This window comes from Pseudomonas vlassakiae (assembly GCF_014269035.2).
In the GTDB taxonomy this organism is placed as follows: Bacteria; Pseudomonadota; Gammaproteobacteria; order Pseudomonadales; family Pseudomonadaceae; genus Aquipseudomonas; species Aquipseudomonas vlassakiae.
Genome location: NZ_JABWRP020000007.1, coordinates 104,650 through 124,795, shown reverse-complemented (window position 1 = coordinate 124,795; position 20,146 = coordinate 104,650). Strand labels below are relative to the sequence as shown.

At 63.0% G+C, this 20,146-nt stretch carries 20 protein-coding genes and 1 pseudogene; 6 read left to right on the top strand and 15 right to left on the bottom strand.

The annotated features are described in order from the left end of the window. Nucleotides 1-2: 2 nt before the first annotated feature. From HU738_RS11445 to HU738_RS11415, 7 genes and pseudogenes are all read right to left on the bottom strand, one after another. On the bottom strand, nt 3-956 hold the full coding sequence (locus HU738_RS11445; protein ID WP_186602368.1) for a methyltransferase: 954 nt from the start codon (nt 954-956) through the stop codon (nt 3-5). After that, nucleotides 956-2,284 carry an iron-containing redox enzyme family protein gene (locus HU738_RS11440; RefSeq protein ID WP_186602367.1) on the bottom strand — a complete coding sequence of 443 codons (1,329 nt, stop codon included), beginning with the start codon at nt 2,282-2,284 and terminating at the stop codon, nt 956-958. Before HU738_RS11440 ends, HU738_RS11445 begins: the two co-directional genes overlap by 1 nt. 18 nt (nt 2,285-2,302) lie before the next feature. Beyond that, nucleotides 2,303-2,500 (bottom strand): hypothetical protein, encoded by a 198-nt coding sequence (locus HU738_RS11435; protein ID WP_176506263.1) that lies wholly within the window; start codon nt 2,498-2,500, stop codon nt 2,303-2,305. A 59-nt stretch (nt 2,501-2,559) separates the two neighbouring features. Continuing rightward, a pseudogene (locus HU738_RS11430) lies at nt 2,560-2,685 on the bottom strand (KGG domain-containing protein); the annotation flags it as partial. A gap of 157 nt (nt 2,686-2,842) precedes the next feature. Continuing rightward, on the bottom strand, nt 2,843-4,147 hold the full coding sequence (locus HU738_RS11425) for an NTP/NDP exchange transporter (protein WP_186602364.1): 1,305 nt from the start codon (nt 4,145-4,147) through the stop codon (nt 2,843-2,845). Nucleotides 4,148-4,151: 4 nt separating this feature from the next. Next, a complete protein-coding gene (locus HU738_RS11420; RefSeq protein ID WP_186602362.1) occupies nt 4,152-5,060 on the bottom strand; it encodes an aldo/keto reductase in 909 nt (302 codons plus the stop codon). Nucleotides 5,061-5,149: 89 nt separating this feature from the next. After that, nucleotides 5,150-6,031 carry a Dyp-type peroxidase gene (locus HU738_RS11415; RefSeq protein WP_186602360.1) on the bottom strand — a complete coding sequence of 294 codons (882 nt, stop codon included), beginning with the start codon at nt 6,029-6,031 and terminating at the stop codon, nt 5,150-5,152. 194 nt (nt 6,032-6,225) lie between these two features. Here HU738_RS11415 and HU738_RS11410 point away from each other — a divergent pair, with 194 nt between their 5' ends. Next, a complete protein-coding gene (locus tag HU738_RS11410) occupies nt 6,226-7,113 on the top strand; it encodes a bile acid:sodium symporter family protein (protein ID WP_176506268.1) in 888 nt (295 codons plus the stop codon). On the opposite strand, the gene HU738_RS11405 is transcribed toward HU738_RS11410, so the two are convergent. Continuing rightward, the gene (locus HU738_RS11405) at nt 7,070-7,543 is read right to left on the bottom strand and encodes a sterol desaturase family protein (protein ID WP_186602358.1); all 474 of its coding nucleotides are present in this window, start codon (nt 7,541-7,543) and stop codon (nt 7,070-7,072) included. The genes HU738_RS11410 and HU738_RS11405 overlap by 44 nt on opposite strands. A 382-nt stretch (nt 7,544-7,925) precedes the next feature. On the opposite strand from HU738_RS11405, the gene HU738_RS11400 reads away from it, so the two are divergent. Beyond that, the gene (locus HU738_RS11400) at nt 7,926-8,639 is read left to right on the top strand and encodes an MgtC/SapB family protein (protein ID WP_176506270.1); all 714 of its coding nucleotides are present in this window, start codon (nt 7,926-7,928) and stop codon (nt 8,637-8,639) included. Here HU738_RS11400 and dksA read toward each other — a convergent pair. Beyond that, nucleotides 8,636-9,043: an RNA polymerase-binding protein DksA gene (gene dksA, locus HU738_RS11395; RefSeq protein WP_186602356.1), complete on the bottom strand. Its 408-nt coding sequence runs from the start codon at nt 9,041-9,043 to the stop codon at nt 8,636-8,638. The genes HU738_RS11400 and dksA overlap by 4 nt on opposite strands. Nucleotides 9,044-9,152: 109 nt before the next feature. Between dksA and HU738_RS11390 the strand changes: the two genes are divergently transcribed. Beyond that, complete coding sequence (locus HU738_RS11390) at nt 9,153-9,659, top strand: GNAT family N-acetyltransferase (RefSeq protein ID WP_186602354.1); 507 nt, start codon at nt 9,153-9,155, stop codon at nt 9,657-9,659. Between the two features lie 4 nt (nt 9,660-9,663). Here HU738_RS11390 and HU738_RS11385 read toward each other — a convergent pair whose 3' ends face one another. Further along, nucleotides 9,664-11,229: a sensor domain-containing diguanylate cyclase gene (locus HU738_RS11385; RefSeq protein ID WP_186602352.1), complete on the bottom strand. Its 1,566-nt coding sequence runs from the start codon at nt 11,227-11,229 to the stop codon at nt 9,664-9,666. Between the two features lie 162 nt (nt 11,230-11,391). On the opposite strand from HU738_RS11385, the gene HU738_RS11380 reads away from it, so the two are divergent. Continuing rightward, on the top strand, nt 11,392-11,892 hold the full coding sequence (locus tag HU738_RS11380; RefSeq protein ID WP_186602350.1) for a DUF4142 domain-containing protein: 501 nt from the start codon (nt 11,392-11,394) through the stop codon (nt 11,890-11,892). A gap of 24 nt (nt 11,893-11,916) precedes the next feature. Beyond that, on the top strand, nt 11,917-12,168 hold the full coding sequence (locus tag HU738_RS11375) for a hypothetical protein (RefSeq protein WP_176506275.1): 252 nt from the start codon (nt 11,917-11,919) through the stop codon (nt 12,166-12,168). Between the two features lie 47 nt (nt 12,169-12,215). On the opposite strand, the gene HU738_RS11370 is transcribed toward HU738_RS11375, so the two are convergent. The 5 genes from HU738_RS11370 to vasI form a co-directional block, all read right to left on the bottom strand. Then, nucleotides 12,216-12,386, bottom strand: a complete 171-nt coding sequence (locus HU738_RS11370; RefSeq protein ID WP_186602348.1) for a DUF6021 family protein — start codon at nt 12,384-12,386, stop codon at nt 12,216-12,218. Nucleotides 12,387-12,443: 57 nt separating this feature from the next. Further along, the gene (locus HU738_RS11365; RefSeq protein WP_186602347.1) at nt 12,444-13,424 is read right to left on the bottom strand and encodes a DNA-binding protein; all 981 of its coding nucleotides are present in this window, start codon (nt 13,422-13,424) and stop codon (nt 12,444-12,446) included. A gap of 196 nt (nt 13,425-13,620) precedes the next feature. Continuing rightward, the gene (gene tssM, locus HU738_RS11360; RefSeq protein WP_186602346.1) at nt 13,621-17,184 is read right to left on the bottom strand and encodes a type VI secretion system membrane subunit TssM; all 3,564 of its coding nucleotides are present in this window, start codon (nt 17,182-17,184) and stop codon (nt 13,621-13,623) included. Further along, entirely contained in the window at nt 17,181-18,650 is a 1,470-nt protein-coding gene (tssA, locus tag HU738_RS11355; protein WP_186602345.1) for a type VI secretion system protein TssA, read from the bottom strand. The genes tssM and tssA overlap by 4 nt, the downstream gene beginning before the upstream one ends. Continuing rightward, a complete protein-coding gene (gene vasI, locus HU738_RS11350; protein ID WP_186602343.1) occupies nt 18,638-19,291 on the bottom strand; it encodes a type VI secretion system-associated protein VasI in 654 nt (217 codons plus the stop codon). The genes tssA and vasI overlap by 13 nt, the downstream gene beginning before the upstream one ends. Nucleotides 19,292-19,633: 342 nt before the next feature. On the opposite strand from vasI, the gene tssB reads away from it, so the two are divergent. Beyond that, complete coding sequence (gene tssB, locus HU738_RS11345) at nt 19,634-20,137, top strand: type VI secretion system contractile sheath small subunit (RefSeq protein ID WP_186602507.1); 504 nt, start codon at nt 19,634-19,636, stop codon at nt 20,135-20,137. Nucleotides 20,138-20,146 lie beyond the last annotated feature (9 nt).

Below are 20,146 nucleotides of genomic sequence, written 5' to 3'. Positions count from 1 at the left end.
CGTTACCCATTGCGAGTGACGGTCAGGGCGACTGCGGCGATACGCTCGACCCGCTCATACCCCGCTTCGTCCAATTGTTCGCCGAACACGTCGGGGTCGATTTCCCGATAGCTCCACGACCATTGCGGGCCGGCCAGACGCAAGCGCACGGCCTCCAGCAGTGCATCCCGACCGTCGATGATGGCCACCCCGGTGTACAGCAACAACGAGCCGTGGGCGCTGAGGCGTTCACACGCCTGCTCGACGATGCGCAGCGACAGCTCTGCGCCCAGCGAGCCACCACCGTGGCGATAAGTCCGTTGCCCGGCATCGAGCATGTAGGGAGGGTTTGCCACGATCAGGTCGAAGGTGCCGGTAATACCCTCGAGCACGTCACTCGGTTCCACCGACAGATTGCTTACCCCGGCCAAGGCCGCGTTGATCGCGGTGTAGCGCAGGGCGAGGGGGTTGATGTCGACCGCGCTGACCTGGGCATGCTGCGCCGCCCGGGCAATGAGCAATGCGCCTACACCGCTGCCGCAGCCGATGTCCACGGCGTGCTGTACGCGCGTATGGCGGCGCTGCAGGTGGTCATGGATGACCTGGGCGAAACGGTAGCTGTCGGGGCCAAAGAACACCGCATCACTGGCCTCGGTCGGGTACGCGGAATGCACCAGCAACAATTCGTCGAGGCTGGCGAAGCGGACCTTGCTGCGCAGCAACCCCTCTGCCTCGGTGAGTAGCTGCGCTTGCTGCAGCTGCCGCAATTCATCAGCTGACAGCAGGGACGGCGCAAAGGGGCGGCTCCAGCCAAACACGTCACGCAAGGTCGTCGCGCGCTCGGCACCTGCGCGGGCGTTATTGCGGCCATGGGTGGCAGGCGTCACGCAGGTAAAGCGGTAACCGTCGGCCCGCAAGCGTTTGCCCAGTTGCAGCAGCGCCTCGTCGGCGCGAGCTTGTTGAGGTTCCAGCATCATCAACGGGGCTCCTCCTGAGCGAGACCGGTGGCTTGCAGATAGGCCCGGGTGGCCAGCAGCCCGTCCGGGGATGCATGGCGATTGCCTAGCATGCGTTCGATCAGGGCAGGGATATCCTGATTGGCGGGTAACGGGCCTGGTGCTGCGTCCATGTCCAAGTGCGGCTCCCAACTGCCGGGTTGCACACGGCGCAGCGGGGCTTGCCAGTCAGCCGCTATCCAGTCATGCCAGAGCTGCTTTTCGTAAACCGTGAACACGCCGTACATCGGGGCCGCCGGCCCTTCGATCACCTTCCACCAACGGCTTTGGCTGGGGTCTTCGCCGCGCCTGATCCATCCTTGCTCGCACATGGCGTCAACAAAGGCAGGCATCGCGCCCGGCTCGGCCAGCCACTGGTTGATCGTGCGCTTTTGCAAGCGGCAGCGGTCGGCATGCATGAAGCGCCCGTACAGGCTTTTTTGCTCCAGCGCAGCCATCAGCTGCGCGTGCAGGTCGAAACTGGCAATCAGGCTGGGGGTGTCGATGCCCAGGTCATTGAGGCGATAGCCTCGACGCACACGCGCATAGAAGTCTGCTTCTTCACCAGCGGGGCACAGTTGCTGCACGGCTTCCAGCGACTTCTGCGCATGACCGCTGGCAGCGTTGTCGATGGTCACATGCAGCTGGAAATAATGGCCATCGATGCCCAGTTCCGCCAGTTCATAGGTAGTGATCAGCAGGTGCAGCGGCGGCTGTTCGTAACCGAGGTTGTAGCCGATCACCTCGGGCAGGAAGCGCTCACTGTGTTGACCCAAGGCAAGCTGCAACGCACCTTGCAGATAGCGGTCATCAGGCAGCAACAGCGGATGCGAACCGAGGCGGCTCAACAGACGCTGATAGATCAGCACGTGATTGCAGCGCGGATCGCCGTTGCCCAGCTCTTCCAGATAGGTGCGGATCAAGCCGTGGTAGCGCGGGTCTGCCCAGTGCTGCAAGGTGCCCTGCAGCCAGGCGCCGTCCACGGCCTTGGTCGGCGCCACCTGCTGCAGGAACCACATCGCCTGTGAACGATTGCTGAAATAGCGCCGCGGTGCACCACGCTGCCGTTCGGCAAGATAGGCCGCGTAATCGCTGGCCACCTGGGCGGCATGCTGCGCACTCCACTGAGCCAACTGGGCCGGCGAATCCGGCAGGTCGTCTTGCAACTGCTCGGCGCGTGCGAGCTGCTTTTCGAGCCAAGGGGCGGCGCACGCATCAAACCCTTCCAGCATGGTCTGGTAACGCTTAAGCAGGCAGTCCGTCGTCGGGGCTGCGGCGGCGGCGGCAAGGTTGCGGGTCATTACCGTCATGCCATGCTCCTTATGCAATCATTGGCTTTTGTCATCTCGCGGCATGGGCTCTGGATCCGGTGCAGGTTGCGGCGCGGGTTTTTCGTCATGCTGCTGCATCTGCACCGACGCCTTGCTCGAGTCGTTGTCCTTGCCAGGATGGTTGTTGTCGCGGTCGAAACAGCCGCCGAGCAGCGTCAGGCTGCCAAGCAAGACGATCAGGGGCTTCAGGTACATAGGGCCTCCCATTGCGGTCAATCGCGGTGCCAGGTTGCCCTGGCACCGCGTTCCCTCCGTTACGAACGGCCGCCCTTGCGGCTCGACTCGCTACTGCTGCTGCGCCCGCCGCCAGAGCTCTGGCCGCCTTTGCGCCCTGCTTCGGATGCTTTTTCGCGGTCGTTGGCGAAGTTGCCTGGGTTCTTGTTGCCACCCTGGCTGCCGCTGCGGCTGTTCTCTTTGCTGGCCATGGTCTCTCACCTCTTGTGGCTTCGAAGGTGCACGGCGCTGCGCCGTACATAAGGTGGGAGTTCGGCCATAACGGGGGATTCGTTTTATTGCGAAGGGTTCGGACCGGTGGCGTTAAATAAGCGGCGATGGATTATTTGGCGCGCCAGCCGATTCTGCCTGGCGCTGTCGCCTTCCCAGCCAGGCGCCGGTGAACGCCCAGCCCAGCGCCAGCGCAGTGCCGATCAGCATCGCCAGTTGCGGGTGATCAGCCAGCAGGTCCAGGCCACGTTTGAGCCAGCCACTCAGGGCATCGCCAGCGCGATAGACCACGGTATCGAGAAAATTCTTCGCCTTGTATTTGTCTTCGGCCGGCAACACCGTGAACAACATCTCGCGGCCCGGCCGCACCAGCGCATATTCACCTGCCCGGCGCACCACCATGACCAGCACGAACACGGCAAAGACTGGCGCCAGGGCCAGCCACATAAAGCCGGCAGCCATCACCAGTGGCACCGCCACCAGCAACACCCCTACCCCCATGCGCCTGGCCAGGCGGCTGGTGAGAAACACCTGAGTGAGGACCGCCAGCGCTTGCACCACGGTGTCGATCAGGCCGAACACCTGGGTCTGGCGGGTACGATCGGTGAAGGTTTCGCTGACGATGCGCGCCTGTTCGAAGTACAAGAACGTGCTGACGCTGGCGAGCAGCGTCACGAACAAGGCGATTGCCAGCAAATAAGGCGAACGCAACACGGCCGTCGCGCCAGCAAAGGGATTGCCGCCCAACGGGCGCGATGAGGGCTGTTCATTCGCCACGGCCAACGGGTTGCGATCGCGCCAGCGTTGCAACACGAGGCAGGCGAACACGCTGCCCAACAGCAACATCGCAGCCACAAGCACTAACCCGGCGTGCCCCAGCGGCGCCACCAGCAGGGTGCCCAGGATCGGCCCGCTCAGGCCTCCCAGGCTGGCACCAGCGGCCAGCAGGCCGAACAACCGCTTGCCTTGCTCGGTGGAAAACAGGTCGGTGAGCACGCTCCAGGCCAGCGAAATGCTCAGCAGGTTGAACACGGACAGCCAGATGTAGAACGCCCGGGCATTCCACAAGTCCTCTGGCTTTACTGCAAACAGCACAGCGAACAACGACAGGTTGCTGGCGAAGAAACCATAGGTCCAGGGCAGAATACGCCGGCGACGTACCTTCGAGGCCAGCCAGCCAAACAATGGCAGGCAGGCCAGGGTGGCAACAAACGTACCGGTGAACAGCCATTGCAGGTTGTCGACGCCACCCGCCACCCCCATGGTCTCGCGCACCGGGCGCAGCATGAAATAGCCGGTGAACAGCAGGTAGAACAACAACAGCCCAGCGATGACTGCCGGGCCTTCGCCAGGCTGGATACTCAGCCCCTCGTCCAGGCGCTTGCACCAGTTGCCCATGGTCTCAGCCGAACTGCTTGATCAGCGCTTGCTGTTGCGCCTGGCTGAGCAAGGGCTCATGCCCGGCCTTGAGCTGGTCGAGCTGGCGGTCAGGGCGCCCGGTCGCGGGGATGACCGTCGTCACGGCCGGATGGCTGATGGCGAACTTGAGAAACAGCTGCGCCCAGCTGCCGATTCCGGCCTCGGCCGCCCATGCCGGCAAGGCCTGGTCCTTGACCCTGGCAAACAGCCGGCCGTCGTCGAAGGCCCGGTTGACCAGCACGGCGACGCCCTTGTCCTGACACAGCGGCAACAGTTCGCGTGCGGCGTGCGGGGCATTCACCGAATAATTGATCTGGATGAAGTCCAGCGGCTCGCTGCGGACGATGCGCGCCACGTCTTCGTGGCCACTGTTCAGGTAATGAGTGATACCGACGTAACGGGTCTTGCCCTGCTGCTTGAGCTCACGTGCGTAGGGCAGTTGCGTCTGCCAGTCGCGCAGGTTGTGAATCTGCAACAGATCGACCGTGTCGGTACGCAGGCTCTTGAGCGTGCCGGCCCATTGCGCCTGGGCTTCGGCCTGGCTATCGGCGGCGATCTTGGTGGCGATGAAGCACTGCGGGTGCCAGCCCCCCTCCTCCAGCAACTGGCCGAGCACGCGGTCGGCGCCGCCATAATTGGGCGAGGTGTCGATGACCTTGCCGCCACCGTCGAAGAACGCCTTGAGTACCACCTTGAGCTGCTGGTACGCGGCAGAGCCGGCCTCGACTTCAAAGCTGCCAGAGGTACCGGCACCAATCACCGGCAAGGCCTCGCCTGTGGTCGGGACCTTGCGCGTCAGCAATCCGCCAGCGCCGGCGGCCTGCAGCCACGGGCTAGCGGCAACCAGCGCCAAAGCCGCACTGGCGCGTAAGACATCGCGACGCTTGTACATGGCAAAGCTCCCGTCATAAGTCGGAAACTTCCAAGGCTAGCCGCTCTATCCTGCGCCGGCAGTTGATTCTGTATCTGGATGTTTTGTAATCAGGCCTGCAGCAGCGCGCTCAGGTCCAGACCCGCCGCAGCCATGGGTGGGCACCAGTAGTAGCCGCCGGTCAGCGGCCGGCTGAAGCGGTACAGGCCGTCGATGATGCCGTCTTCCAGGCCGCTCATGCGCCGCAGTTGCACTTCGAAGGCATCGAAGCTACGACCCAGGGCGACGAACGCCAGGCCTGCGCCGCGGCTGTCGGCCCAGGCGACCGAGCGGCGCACCATGAAGGCTTCTGGCGCGAAGCTTTCCTGGGCGGTGCGCTTGACGTGGGCCGACTCCGGCGCATCGTCGAGTTCTTCGTTGTCGCTCAGGCGGCGGCCGATGATGTTGTCCTGGTCGGCCTGGGGCAGTGACTTGAAATAGTCCAGGTCATGCTTCCACAGCTGGAAGGCGGCGAAGCTGGAGCCGGCCAGCCCCGGCTGCTCGCCGGCCAGAATGGCGGCGTCCACGGCATCCAGGTCCACCGGGTTCTCGGTGCCGTCCTGGTAGCCGGTCAGGTCGTGGCCACCGCGGTGCAAAAAGCCGTCGACGCTGTCCGCCAGGCGCAGTGCCGGGGCCAGCGCCTGTTCCAGCGCCTGGGCCTGGAGCAGCAGATCACCCCGCTCGTTGCCCCGCAGCCACAGCCACAAGGCGTGTTGGGTGCTGGGGTTTTCCACCGCGGCATCCAGCTGCGGGAAGGCGCGCAGGCCAGGTACGTCACGCCCCAAGCCTTTCACCAATGGCGCACCAATACCGAGGATCAGGTTCTGGCCATCCACCTGTGGCAGCAATGCATCCAGCACGGCCGGCAACGCCTCGGGCGACTGCAGGGCAAAGAACAGGTGGCGGGCGTGGGCCGGCACAGGGGTGGCAAGCAGACCTTGCTGGAACGGCATGACAGGCTAATCCTCGGCAAAAAAGCGGAATGCTACTGCGCCGGAGCGCCTATCGCAACGCGGCATGCAGGCGCTGTGCGGCAAGCTGCACCGGCAATCCGGTAACAAACGGTTACCAAGTACTGGCGCATTGCGATTAGCCAGCCCGCAAGGCCGGCCTAGACTGCCTGCATCCTTTGCCCGAGTGCCCGCCGATGACCGCCTCTCCCTTGCTGACTGCATTCCTCCCTCTGGCGCTGGGCATCATCATGCTCGGTCTGGGCTTGTCGCTGACGCTGGCCGATTTCGCCCGCGTGGTGAAATACCCGAAACCGGTGGTGGTTGGCCTGTGTTGCCAGATCCTGCTGTTGCCGCTGGTGTGCTTCCTGATCGCCAATGGCTTTGCCCTGGAGCCGGCGCTGGCGGTCGGCCTGATGCTGCTGGCAGCCTCCCCGGGTGGCACCACTGCCAACCTGTTCAGCCACCTGGCCCACGGCGACGTAGCGCTGAACATCACCCTGACAGCGGTCAATTCACTGATCGCGATCCTGACCATGCCACTGCTGGTGAACCTGTCGCTGGGGTGGTTCATGGCATCGGACCAAGCGATCCCGTTGCAATTTGCCAAGGTCATGCAGGTGTTTGCCATTGTCCTGCTGCCGGTGGCCCTGGGCATGCTGATCCGCCATTGGGCACCGCGCTTTGCTGCAGGCATGGAAAAACCGATGAAACTGGTGGCCGCGCTGTTCCTGGCATTCACCATCGTGCTGGCGTTGGCCAAGGATTGGCAGACCGTCGTCGCCTACGCCCCGGTGGTGGGCCTGGCGGCCCTGCTGTTCAACCTGATCAGCCTGACGCTCGGCTACTGGGTACCACGGCTGCTGAGCATCCCCAAGCGCCAGGCCATTGCCATCGGCATGGAAATCGGCATCCACAACGGCACCCTGGCCATCGCCCTGGCACTGAGCCCATCGTTGCTGAACAACGCCACCATGGCCGTGCCAGCCGCGCTCTATAGCCTGATCATGTTCTTTACCGCAGCTGGGTTTGGCTGGTGGGTCAGCCGCGGTCGCGTGGCACCCGCGCCTGCAACTGGCGCTTGAGCACCTTCAATGGCGGCGCATAGAAAAAACCGAACGACACGCTGCCCGTGCGCCCCTTGACGGCATGGTGCAACTGATGGGCGCGGTGCAGCCGCTTGAGGTAGCGGTTGACTGGCCGTGGCTTGCGCGGCCAGTGGCGGTGAAAGAAGCCATCATGGGCAAGCACGTACAGCACCCCATACCCGGCCACGCCAGCGCCCACCCACTGCAATGGCGCATGGCCGGCCTTGCCCAGGGCGATCAGCGCCGTGGCGATCAGGCCCAGCGCCACCAGGTACAGGTCGTTGGTTTCCAGCATGCCCAGCTGCGGCTCGTGGTGCGAACGGTGCAGCCACCAGCCCCAGCCATGCATGATGTACTTGTGAGCCAGCGTGCCGACACCTTCCATGGCCACCAGGGTGCCGAACAGCACGGTGAGATTGAACAGCATGTAACGGTCCGGGGTATGGCGGAAAATAGCGCTAGGGTACCGATTACCCAGGTTTATTTCCACGCAGGCGTGACCGGCTGTAGGGCATTTCCGAATGGATTTCTTGTCATGTTTTTACCCTTGACCCAGTGCTGGCGGCGGCGTAAGGTCCGCGACGCAATTTCGCATCCCTGAACAGGAGTCCTGCTTTGGACAGTAGCCCCAGTCGCTTGCGACAGGCCCACACGGCGAGCTAGTCCGGCAGCTTCCTGCCACTGTCTCGCCATTGGCCAGGCGGTGGAAATCTCCAGCCTTTGACGGCTTTCCCCTCTTCCCTTTCGTGGTCCTGCGCATTTTCTGGTTATTCAACCGTGCGGGCGTGTGCCCGTGGAAGAGGTTTGCTATGGATTGGAAAGTCTTTCTGCTGCGCGTCAGCATTGCCCTGCTGCTCGGCGCCCTGATCGGTGCCGAACGCCAACTGCGCCAACGCCTGACCGGGCTGCGTACCAACGCGCTGGTCAGCACCGGTGCCTGCCTGTTCGTGCTGATGACCCAGGCGGTGCCGGGCATGGCCCCCAACGACGCCTCGCGGGTGGCCGCCTACGTGGTGTCGGGCATCGGGTTCCTCGGTGGCGGCGTCATCATGCGTGACGGCTTCAACGTGCGTGGCCTGAACACCGCCGCCACGCTCTGGTGCACCGCCGCGGTCGGTGTGTTGTGCAGCCTCGGGCTGTTGCTTGAAGCAACGCTTGGCAGCCTGATGGTGCTGTGTGCCAACATCCTGCTGCGCGATATCGCCCAGCGGCTGGACCGCCAGGAGGTGCTGCCAGCCAACGAGGTCGAACAACGTTTCGAGGTGCGCATCGTCTGCCGCGCCGAAGACGAGATCCAGGTGCGGAGCCTGATGCTGCACAGCCTGGGCGATCCACAGTTGCGCCTGCAATCGCTGCACAGTGAAGACTTGGCCAACCCTGCCCGCCTTGAAGTGCGTGCCGAACTGCTCGGCAACCCGCAGGCCCCGGCACAACTGGAGCGGCTGGTGGGTCGGGTGAGCCTGGAAAAGGGCGTCAGCTCGGTGCGCTGGCAATTGCAGCCACAGGCACTGGCGACAGACTAACGCTCTTCGCGCAGGTGACGCTCCTTCTGTTCCTGGCGCTCCTTGGCTTCGATGCACAGCGTTGCCGTGGGGCGCAGCAGCAAGCGACGCAGGCCGATCGGCTCACCGGTTTCCTCGCACCAGCCATATTCACCTCGCGCCAGCCGCTCCAGGGCCTGGTCGATTTTATCCAGCAGCTTCTTTTCCCGCTCCAGCGAGCGCAGCCGCCATTGCCGTTCCTCCTCGGCACTGCCGATATCGGCCGGGTCGCTGAGCACTTCCTGCTCACGCAAGGCTTGGAATTCCTCGTCGATACGCGCTTGCAGGTCGGCGCGCTGGCCAAGCAGCAGGTTGCGGAAAAATTGCTGTTGGACTTCGTTCATGTAGGCTGCGGGCGCCTGGCGCAGCCGTTCCTCTTCGGTCATCACGGCAGTCTCGGGTCGCTGGGAAAGGGTGAATGTTACGTTATAACACTGTCATTGCAAGCCATGGTCAACTCATCGCAGACTAGTGCCAGCCCTCAGAGAACTTTTCATGCACATACGCCCTGCCCTGCTCTCAGACACCCGCCAGTTGATCGCCATCGAACAATCAGCCGCACAAGCGTTCTTGCAGCTGCCCGAGCTGGCCTGGCTGGCCCGTGCCGAGGGGCTGGACGAAGAAGCGCACAAGGCCTTCATTGGCCACCAGGGCAGTTGGTTGGCGGAGGATGATCAGGGCATCGCCCTGGGTTTCGTATGCCTGAGCCTGGAGGGCCACGCGCTGCACATACATGAGCTTTCGGTACGCTTGCAGGCGCAAGGGCGAGGTATTGGCAGGCAGTTGCTCGACCATGCCTGTGCCGTGGCGCGGCATCGGGGAGCCCGGGAGCTGACCTTGTCCACGTTTGCGCAAGTCGCCTGGAATGGCCCTTTCTATGCGCGGTACGGGTTCGAGGTGCTCGACGAAAAGCACCTGGAACCGAGGCTGCAGGGCATTCTCGCAACCGAGCGCGCGCATGGCTTGTCAGGGCGATGTGTGATGCGTCTGGCGCTGGCCTGAGCGGTCATCTGCCGCTCTCGGCCAACGCCGCTGCCACCGTATAACCATCGCGCCCCTGCCGCTTGGCCTGGTACAAGGCCGCATCGGCCGCCGCCATCAGGCTTTCCGGCGTACACCCGTCTTGTGCCGGATGGCCAACCGCGATCCCGGCACTGGCCGATACCACCCCCAAGGGGCTGCCGGCGTGGGGGATTGCGTGGCGGCGCAGCAACTGCATGACCTCATCGACGACCAGCTCGGCGCCTGCTGCATCAGTGTCGGGCAGCAACAGGGTGAATTCCTCACCGCCATAGCGCACCGCCAAATCTGCCGGCCGCTTCAACACTTGCTGCAACAACTCGGCAAAGCGCCGCAGGCATTGATCGCCGGCGGGGTGACCATAGCGGTCGTTGTACAGTTTGAAGTAATCCAGATCGAGCATCACCAGCGCTACCGGGTAACCCTGGCGGTGAGCCCGCTTGAGCTCGGCCTCGAACACCGCATCCAGCCGCCGGCGATTGCCGAGCCCGGTCAGGCTGTCGGTCAGGGCCAGTGATTTGAGGGTCTGGTGCGCCTGGTGCAGCGCCCGTTCGATGGCAATGCGCTCGCGCAGCTGGCGCAGCACGACCCAGCCGAACGCCGCCAGGCCGACCAGCAATAGTAGCAGTACCGCAACCGACTTGATGACATCGTACCGCCAGGGCGCGATGATCGACTCCCGTGACAAGCCGGCCTCGACCACCAGCGGGTAGCTCGACAATGCCCGGTAGGCATAGAGCCGCGGGGTGCCGTCAATCACAGCCACCGCCTCGGCCAGGCCTTCGTTGGCATAGGGCAGATAATTGCGGAACACTTCACTGTTGGCCAGGCTGCGCCCCACCACCTGCTCCACGAACGGTCGGCGAACCAGGATGGTGCCATCGCGCTTGGCCAGTACCAGCGCGCCTCGTTCATCGATCTTGAAATCACCGTAATAGCGCACGAACCAGTCCACCTTGATGGTACCGAGCAATACTCCGGCGAAGCTGCCGTCGGGGTAATCCAACCGGCGCGAGATGGGGATGACCAGGTCGCCCGTGGTACGGCTGCGCACAACCGAGCCGATCTGCACGCTGCGGTCGGTATGCAGGCGGTGATAGATGAAGTAGTCGCGGTCGCCATTGTTCGCCTTGGGCGGTATCGCGGCGCGATCAGTCACCACCCAGCTACCGTCCGGAGCAAAGACGAACAAGCCATGCAGCTGCGGCATGATCGCCATTTGCTGAGCCAGTAGTGCATGCAGCCGAGGGCGGTCCAGGTGGGCCAAACCGTCCCCTTCGATGCGCTCGGCCAGTGCTGCGGTGATCGCATCCACCTGGCGAATAGCATCCTCGGCGTGCTGGCTGGTGGCCCTGGCGAGGTTGGTGACCATGTTCTCGGCATTGCTGAATGCGTGACGGTAGTCGCGCCAGGTACGCCAGCCCTCGACCACCACGAATGCCAGCATCATCACCGCCATGAACGACAGCACCAGGCGGAACAACGCCAAGGCACGTCCCTCGCCGCTGGCGGTGATCAGCCCGTCCTCGTCCTGCTTTTTGGCCGCCCTCATGGAAGTCCTTGTCCTCAAGCGTATGCCCGTTATGACTATAGTTCAGCGCCCAGGTGCCTTTCGATGGTCGACCGGCGCCGAGAAAAACGAAACCTTTGCCCGTCATCGCTGCTCAACCGTACGCGACACTGAGGTCGCGCCAACGGTTATGAGGAGTCAGGCATGAGCAATCTGTTCATCAAACGCGCTGGGCTGTCGCTGGTACTGGGCATGGCATCGCTGCAGGCACTGGCCGCCACTTCCGACGACTTTGTCGAGGCCGCCACCGAATCCGGCATTGCCGAGGTGGTCACCGGGAACCTGGCCCTGGAAAAAAGCCAGAACGCTGAAATCAAGAAGTTTGCCCAGCAGATGGTCACCGACCACACCGCGACTAACCAGAAGCTCGGCGACATCGCCCGCAAGCTGGACATCAGCGTGCCGGACGAAGCGGCGCTGACCGATAAAGTGAAGAAGATGATCCTCGAATGGCGCGACGAGTCGTTCGACAAGTCCTATGTCAACAACCAGGTCGACGCCCACGAAAAAGCCGTGGAGCTGTTCAAGAAGGAAGCGGCGTCTTCCGACAAGCCCGAGCTGAAAGCCTTCGCCAGCGAAACCCTGCCAAAGCTTGAACACCATCTGGAGCAGGCCAAGGCCCTTCAGGCCACTCACGGCAAGTGACCGCCCGACGACACGAGGCCACACATGACTAACGATGCATTGCGAAGCGAAATTCTCACCCGCCTGCTGCACGCCCACCCGCAAGGGCTGGGCAAGGAGTTGCTGGACAACTATCGCGGTGAGAAGGCCGTGGCCGGCATGCTCAAGACCCTGCAGGAGCACGGCCTGATCCAGGATGGCGCCGTGGCGGTCGACGATGACCACCAGATCAGCGTGAACTATCCAATCAAGCTGTCGGCGGCGGGTGTCGAAGCGGCCAAGCAAGTGGAGGGTTGAGGCTCACCCGCCCCATCGCTCGCAGCGCGGCGATGGGGCGGGCCGAATCATCGGTCCTGGTGGTTTTTTTCCACGTCCCGTGGCGGCTTTGCCGGCCCTTGCGGGTCCACCTGCGGATCGCTCAGGTCCGGAGAATCCGGGTCAAACCCCAGATCGTGCTTTCTCTGCGCATGGCCTGAAGAATGCGGGCCCTGCTGATGCTGCTCTGGCTTTTTCATGTTGCGTGCTCCCGGGGAATGTCTACGGAAGAACGCAGCCGCAGCAGGAAGTTTGATTCAATTGCCGGCTAGCTGCGCCTTGAGTGCATCAAGCGCCTCATCGCGTTTGCGCAGTTCGTCCTGCATCTGCTGCAACTGCCTGCCCTGCTCCGAGCAGCGCGCACGGTTGTCTTCCAGGCTTTGCGTTTGCTCCTGCAATTGCCGACGCATTTCATCGCTGGCACCCTGCGCCTGGGCAAGAATGGTCCGCAACCCCTGGATCTGCGCATCGCGCTGCTCGAGCAAGGCGTCTTTGGCCTCGCAGGCACTGGCCGACTGGCGATGTTCGCCGAGCATCCGTTCGTTGTCGCGGTGCAGGCGGGTCAGTTCCTCCTGTTTGGCGTTCATGCCTTGTTGCAACTGGCGCAACTCCAGCTGCAATTGCTGGGTCTGCGCTTCGTGGCGGCGTTGTTCCTGTTCGCGTTGTTCGCGACTGGCGCTGCGGTAATGCTCCAGCGCTTCACGGGCATGGCGGTGCTTGTCCTCCAGCGAGCGCACCTGCTCCTCCTTGTCGGCCAGGCGCAACTGCAATTCACCCACGGATTGACTGAGGCTGGCGCTGCGCAACTGTTCAGCCTGAAGCGAATGTTGCGCGGTCACCAGGCGCTCCGACTCGGCAGCCAGCGCAGCGGCCTGGATCTTTTGTTGCTGATGGGCTGCGGCCAGTGCCTGCTGCGCCAGCTGCAACTGCGCCACGAGCTGTTCACGCTGCTCGTTGAACGCGGCTTCGGCCTGCTCGATACGGGCGTCGCCTTCCTCCTGCACCTGCGCGGCCAGTTGCGAAACCAGCCTGGTCAACGAGTCGCTGAGGGCTGCCTGCCCCTGCAACGCCACAGGTTTTGGCCCTTCGAGCTCTTTAAGGTAGCGGTGAATGGTGGTCTTCGACCCGGTATTGCCCAGCTCGATACGTACTGCGTCGATGCTGGGGTACTCACCCCGGGCGATCAGCACTTGCCGCGCCTGCTGCACTACCGCCTTGTTGATACCGCCCCGAGCCATGTGTACTCCTCGAATTTTTCGTAACATGGTACGTACCACGTATTAGGGAGTGGATGTTGTTCTCTGCCAGGCAGGATTTCAAGTGAAATCTATGGATCGATAATCGAGATTCTCGCATCGCCAGGCTCAAGCGAAACGCTCTTGATTAATGGTTATCCGCGGCCGGAGCTGATGGTGAGCAACTGACCCCGGGTGCTCAACCAGGATTGCGCAGCAGACCGCGCGGTAGTTTGAAACCTTTGAAAGGTTGCTGGGTAATGGGATTGAACGCTTTTTCAGCATTAAACCGGTAGCGCATCACGCCATCGCCAGCTCGGAAGCTCAGGTCGACGCTGCTCTCGGTGCGCCCATTGAGTACGCCTCGGCTGAGCAGGCGGAACATGGACCAGGGGCCGCGATACTCGAGGCTGCTGCTACTGCCGCCTTGCCTGAGCAGCGTGAGGTTGTTGCGCACCTGCGGCCCAAGGGTATTGGGCCAGATCACTCCGATGATCTGGCGTGGTCCGTGGGTGTAGGAAATCAGCTGGCCATCGAGGTCGAGCAGGCTGGTGCGCTGGTTGGCACTGAGCCCCAGAGGCTCGATGCTGAACTGCACGCTGAGGTTGCCGCGTGGGTCGAAGAACGTCTCACGTATGCGATCGGCGGCGCCCAGCTGCTCGATGACATCCTCGCGAATCAGCGGAGTACCCTGCTGGTCCGAGCGCAGCGCCTCGAGATTGTCTTTCAGGAAGACCTTGAGGTACTGATCCTGAAACTGCTGCAACCGCCCTCTCGGCCCGAAGAAGGCCTCGAAGTCATCCAGCGAGGCATCGGGCGCTTTCACCACGAAGGGGTAGCGGCCCGCCAGGCGTTGCTGGAAGAAACTGTAAACCTCGCTGTCCCAGCGCCGCTCAAGCTCCCGCACGGCCTCAATGTTCAGTACTCGGGCGGTCTGCTCGGCAACCGCCCTTACCTGCTGCCTGACGGGTTCGGGCAGGCCGGTCGCGACACGCTGCAACACACCGATCGGGTCGGCGCCCTGCATCGAGAAACGCTGAAGCACCGCCCGCAGCGCCGCATCGCCTCGGTCCGGGCTGCCTTGCACCGTCCTGGCATAGTCGTGGACCGCCATGATCGCGCCTAGGGTTTCGTCGTAATAACTGGGCTTCTCACCTTTCGCTTCGAGCATGGCGTTCAGGCCCGAAAATGCCCGGCTGATGCCGGTAACATGCAATGGCTGCGGACTGCCCGGCACGACATCGGCCACGTTGGGTAATGCTGACAAAGGCTGGGTGAAGGTGTTGTCACGCACAGTTTCCAGCAGCCGTTGCAGCGGTGCCGCCGGCCCGGTGAGTTGCTCGAGGATTGTCACGGCATGGTCCAGATCGCGGAAGTCGGCGATGGCCAAGGCCTGCAACGCGCGTTGCCAGCTGGCGATATAGTCCGCGCTGTACAGGGCTCGGACACGCTCGGTCAGGGCTTCGCGGTCGGCATCGGAGTAGTCCAGGGCCTTGCGCTCGCCCAGCGCCCACTGGTCGATCAAGGCCATATCGGTGATGTGCCGGCTCTGCGGCTCGAAATATTCGGTGAACCCTTTTGCCGTCAACAGGGGCGCCAGATAGAAGCCCTCTTTGGTGCGGTCGTCAAGCTGATAGACGACGTCGAATACCGGGCCCACCTGGTGGCGCAGGTCCAGGCCGTAAGGCAGCTGATTCAGAGCCTTCTGTTTGAGAGAGGCATACACCCGCTGCGGCAACGGCACCTTGCGCAAGGCCTGTTGGACTTTCTCGACGCGGGCATGGAATTGCGGCAGGTCGGCATCGGCATAGGCCAAGGCATACTGCAGATGCCGCATGAGATCACGCTGTACCTGGCCTTGCCCGGGAAACGCCTGCTGCCAATGGCTCGCCATCCACTCCTCGACCCATTGCGGGCGACGGTTGTGGCGGTCTTCCAGCATGCGATACACCCTGAGCGCAGCCATCTGCTGCTCACTGCCGGCTGGCGCGAGATCCATTGCATCGACCACGCCGCTGGCCAGGGCGGGCAGGAAGCGCCGCGAAAGCAGGCTCAGGTACGCTTCGTCGACCCGGGGGCCGATGACCCGGCCCTGGTACAGACCGACATCCGCCACCAGCGGCCATGCAGAACGATAATCACCGAACACTGCAACCGCGTCGCGGATCTCGTCGAGTGGTTCAAGGAGATTACGGCCAGTCGGGTCCATGCGCGGATCCACGGCCTGCTGGCTGAACGACCGGCTCTTGGCCAGCACCCCGGCCGACTTGCTACCGTTCAGCTCGAAGTAGCGGTGCCAGGTGCCGGTTACCACGGCCAATGCCAGCACGCTCACAGCGGAACCGACCCATAACAACCGGCGTTTGCTTCGCGCAACCCGCACGTTGTCGCCGGCCAGGCCCGCTTCCTTGTAGACGACCTGCTGGAAGACTTGCTGGGCGAAATAGCTCTGGGCCGTTCCCTGACGCTTGCTCGCGCGTGGCGGCAGCACGGTATTGTAGGGTTGCGCAGCTTCGCGCACAAAGGCGTTACTGACCTCCCCCTGCTGCTGCACGGAGCACCAGAACACCCCACGCACCAGCGGCGGCGTGGTGAAGCGGTCACTGACCAGCACTTCGCGAAGGAAACCGGTCAGGATCGGCCGCAGCCCGCCCAGCTGCGCGAGCAGTGACACGAGGGATGTGCGCTGGGCCAGACCGTCCACAAGCAGTAGCTGCTGCAGGGCCTGCGCCTGCAGCTGCATGATCAGGCGATCGTATTGCTCGACGAACTCATCCTGCCAGGCATCGAAATGGCTGAGCGCATCGAGCGTGAAGGTGAAGCCCAGCAACTGCTCACGCTGGGTCGGTGAAAGACGGTTGTAGAACGAGTCGAAGCCGTCCAGCAGGTCGAACTTGCTCAGAACCACATAGAGCGGCAACCGCGCACCCAACTGGCTGCTCACCTCATGCAACCGGGTGCGCAGTGCATAGGCTAGCGCGGTACGTTGCTGCGGCGTCCCATGCAGCAACGCCGGTAGATCAACGACCAGCAAGAGGCCATTGAGCGCCCGGCGGCTGCGATTGCGCAGCAACCAGGCTAACAGGCCGCTCCAGAGCCTGGCCTGGGTGCCTGGTGGTACCTGCGCCGCCAGCCCCTGCCCGGTGTCCTGCTGTTGTGCATCAATGGTGTCGTGGACGATGAGATCGCCCGGCGGGTCGATGATCACTGCCTCATTGCTGACCCACCACCCTACCGGCAAGGCGGGTCGCGCAAGCTGCTGGCCACGCGCCTGGACATTGCCGATGCGCGTCAGAGAGAACCTTTGGTTGGTACCGTTGATGAAATCGCTCTTGCCGGCGCATTTATCGCCCAGTATCAGGTACCAGGGCCGGCGATACAGCGCCCGCCGTCCACCGGCGTTGCACAAGTACATGGCCAAATGGCGGTCCAGCGCCTGTTGCTGGGCGTGAACAAATGGCAAGCATGGATCGGCCTGGGCTGCGGCGTCCTGGCGGCGTTCCGCTTGCAGGCCACGAAAGCGGTGGCGCAGTACAACGACCCAGCACAACAGCGGCACCAGGACCAGCACCAGGCTGGCCACGCTGCGGTGCGCGACACTGGCCAAGGGGTGTTGCTCGCGCCAGACCCACTGCGGTCCCAGCCACCAGATGGCAACCAGCATCAACGATGCGCCCAATCCAAGCAGCAGCGGCATGGCAAGGCCGATTCGCATGACCAGCGGGACGCCCCAACGTTTGAATAGTTTCCAGAATTGACTCATGAAGATATCCAGTCCTTGTTCTGATCGGTCAGCTCTGCGTGAGCGCCGTACTGCTGAAGCCTCTGGAACACATGAGGTTCCCAGGCGTCCGCCGTGGTTTGCTGCATCGTCCGGGCGACACTGCTGCACAGGTCCTGGGCCAACCAAGAAACTCCGCGCGCCGCCAGCAGATCGGCGGCGATCAGCGTGCTGTGGCAGCGCTCGCGTGGTGCGCAAAAATCCGCCTGCAATGCCTGCAGGCGCAGCAGCACCGGCTCGATGCCTCCCGCTTCCAGCTGGCTGGCCAGCTCTTCACGAAGTGCCCGGAACTCAAGGGCAGGTGCGCCTGGGTCCGCCTGCCCTTGCGCGCCTTTGAGCCATGCCAGGCACGGCTCGTCGACGAACGCCGTGCCGTCGCTGAAGCACAAGCGCAGCAGGGCCGGAAGGCGCTGGACAAACCGGACGGTGGCGGCGCGAATGGCTTCGGCTACCTCGCCCATCGCCAGGCGCCTTGCTACCGAGGCCGCCAGGAAGCTGCCGCGGATCCAGTACGGCGAGGCCACCACGCTTTTTTCAATGCGCAACAGCAGCGCAAGATCCGTCGCGTTGCTGGCGATGGCATCCTCGTAGCTGCCAGCGATATCGGTCGGCACCGCCATCAGCTCGGTGCGATGGTCCTGCCTGGACATCGGTGCTGCCTTGATGGGCGCCCACAAGCCAACGCGGCGCAGCTGGTAGCCCGTGGGGTCGTAATGGTCCTGCTGGTTGATGAACTCGGCCATGTTCAACAGTGCCCGTCGGGTCTCACGCTCGCTGCCCAGGGACAGGTTGGCCGTGGGCGTAACGAAGGTGTCGGTCAGCGGCGGTGGGGGCGCTGGCCGAGGCGTTGCAACCGCGGCAGGGGCTCTTTCGGCGTTTGCGCCGGCACATGCCAGCTGCTTGCATAACTGCTGCTGCAACGCGTCGAGCAGACTTGGCTCCAGTTGCACCTTGTCCATCTGGCGCTGCAGACATTCCATTGCCTGGCGTGCCGCCGCTGCCTGAGTGGGACCGAAGGTCAAGCGGTCCAGACGCGGCAGCGCCTCCAGCAAACGATTGAGCACCAGCGCTACCAATTTGCGCTTGCCAGGAAAGCCTTTCGGACCGGGCTTTGGGTGTGCGCACTCCCAATAACGGTCGAGCACACCGGCAAGTAGCTCCGCCGTGAAGCCCCAGCGTGCCCAGCAACCGCTGCGCAACCATGCGGCACTCAGGTGCGCGACGATGCGCAGGTGCTTGCAGCGCTGGCTCAAATACTCGCGGGAAGCCTCCTCGATGTAAGGCCAATCGATTGTCGCTTCCTGCAGGCCGCCCAGCTTGACCATTTCCTGGTCGACCGCCTGGTAGCTATCGTCCTCCACGTCGAACAGGCCCGCCGGTACTTCGGGGTCAATGGGCGCAAGCAGCTGCTCGATGTCCTGCGCCGACACCTCGGCTACCAGCGACATGTCTTTCGCGCCTGGTCGATCAGTGGATCCAGCCCCTGGGCATCGAAGATCAACCCATCGACTCCCGGCTCATCGCTGGTTACCTGCACCCGATGCGCACCGATCAGTTGCTTGATCTGTTCGATCGCCGGTAGTCCGCGGCCGGCATCGAGTACACGGCCGTTTTCCATCACTTGCCAAGCCGTTGCCGTGGTAGCACCACGCTCACCCCGCAGTTGCACCTTGACGCGGTTGCCATCGAGCGGTTGCCCTGTGATCAGTTGCAGCCTGGAGATGTTCTGGATACAGCTGATCGCGAGATAGCTGCGTGGCTCGGCTGACGCAATCGCCGGTGCAGATATCACCAGCCACGGTTGCGCGGCGCCAGCATCCTCGCGTGAGCTGCCGAGCCGAAAAGCCAGGTCATCGACGGAGCGGTCGGCCTCGTTCGCCATCACCCGTGACACGCTTGGAGCGTCCTGCTCCGGTGCCGACCATGCCTGGCTGACCACCCGTGCAGGCGTGCCAGCGGCCTCGTCGAAGCAGGCCAGGCGCTCCAGATTGGATACCAGGCTTGGGCAGTCCCGTGCGGCAACGGCAGACGCCGATTGCAAAACGAACAGCAACGAAAGACCGGCGGCGTATGCACTGCGGGCAATCATCGTCAGCGAGTACTCCCTCTGAAAGAGTGATGTTCAGCTTGCACTTTCAAGAAGTTCGCAACTTCAGGCGCAGCCAAGTTCACCGAAGACTATTCATGCCGAATGAAATATACAAATAAATATTTCCTTACACTTAAGCCCTCGACCAACAAGTAACTTCCTGCGCATGTTTTAAGAAGAGAGCATTTGGCATCAGCCATTCAATACACCACATTCGCTTTTTATAGGAAGACTCCTACAAAAACACCCCAGGCATCACGGAAACGCCCTACAAATAACAAGCATCCACACCAATAACTTTTGCGAAACGCCTTACAAACAAAGCAGGAAGTTTAAATGAACATGCCAAAGAACATGAACTCCGTGGCACCGAAAGAACGCATCAACATCCGCTATGTTCCCGCTACAGGCGGCGAGCAGGCTGAAGTCGAACTGCCCCACAAGATGCTGGTCATCGGTGATTTCGGGCTGGAGGACAGCCGTGCACTCGAGGACCGGCCGGTCCTGCGGGTCGACAAGCATTCGTTCGACAGTGTGCTGGAAGACGCTCAAGTGAGCCTGAACCTGTCGGTCCCCTCCCTGCTCGGCCAGGACGCCGACGCCGAGCTGGCCGTCAACCTGCAATTTGCCTCGATCAAGGACTTCGGGCCTGACCGGATCGCGCGCCAGGTACCGGAACTGAACCGGCTGATCGAGTTGCGCGAAGCGCTGGTGGCACTCAAAGGCCCTTTGGGTAACGTCCCGGCGTTTCGCAGGCAGCTCCAGCAGTTGCTGAGTGACGATCATGCTCGCCAGCGACTGGCGCGGGAACTGGACCTGGTGCTCGACGCACCACAACAAGACTGAAGACAACGG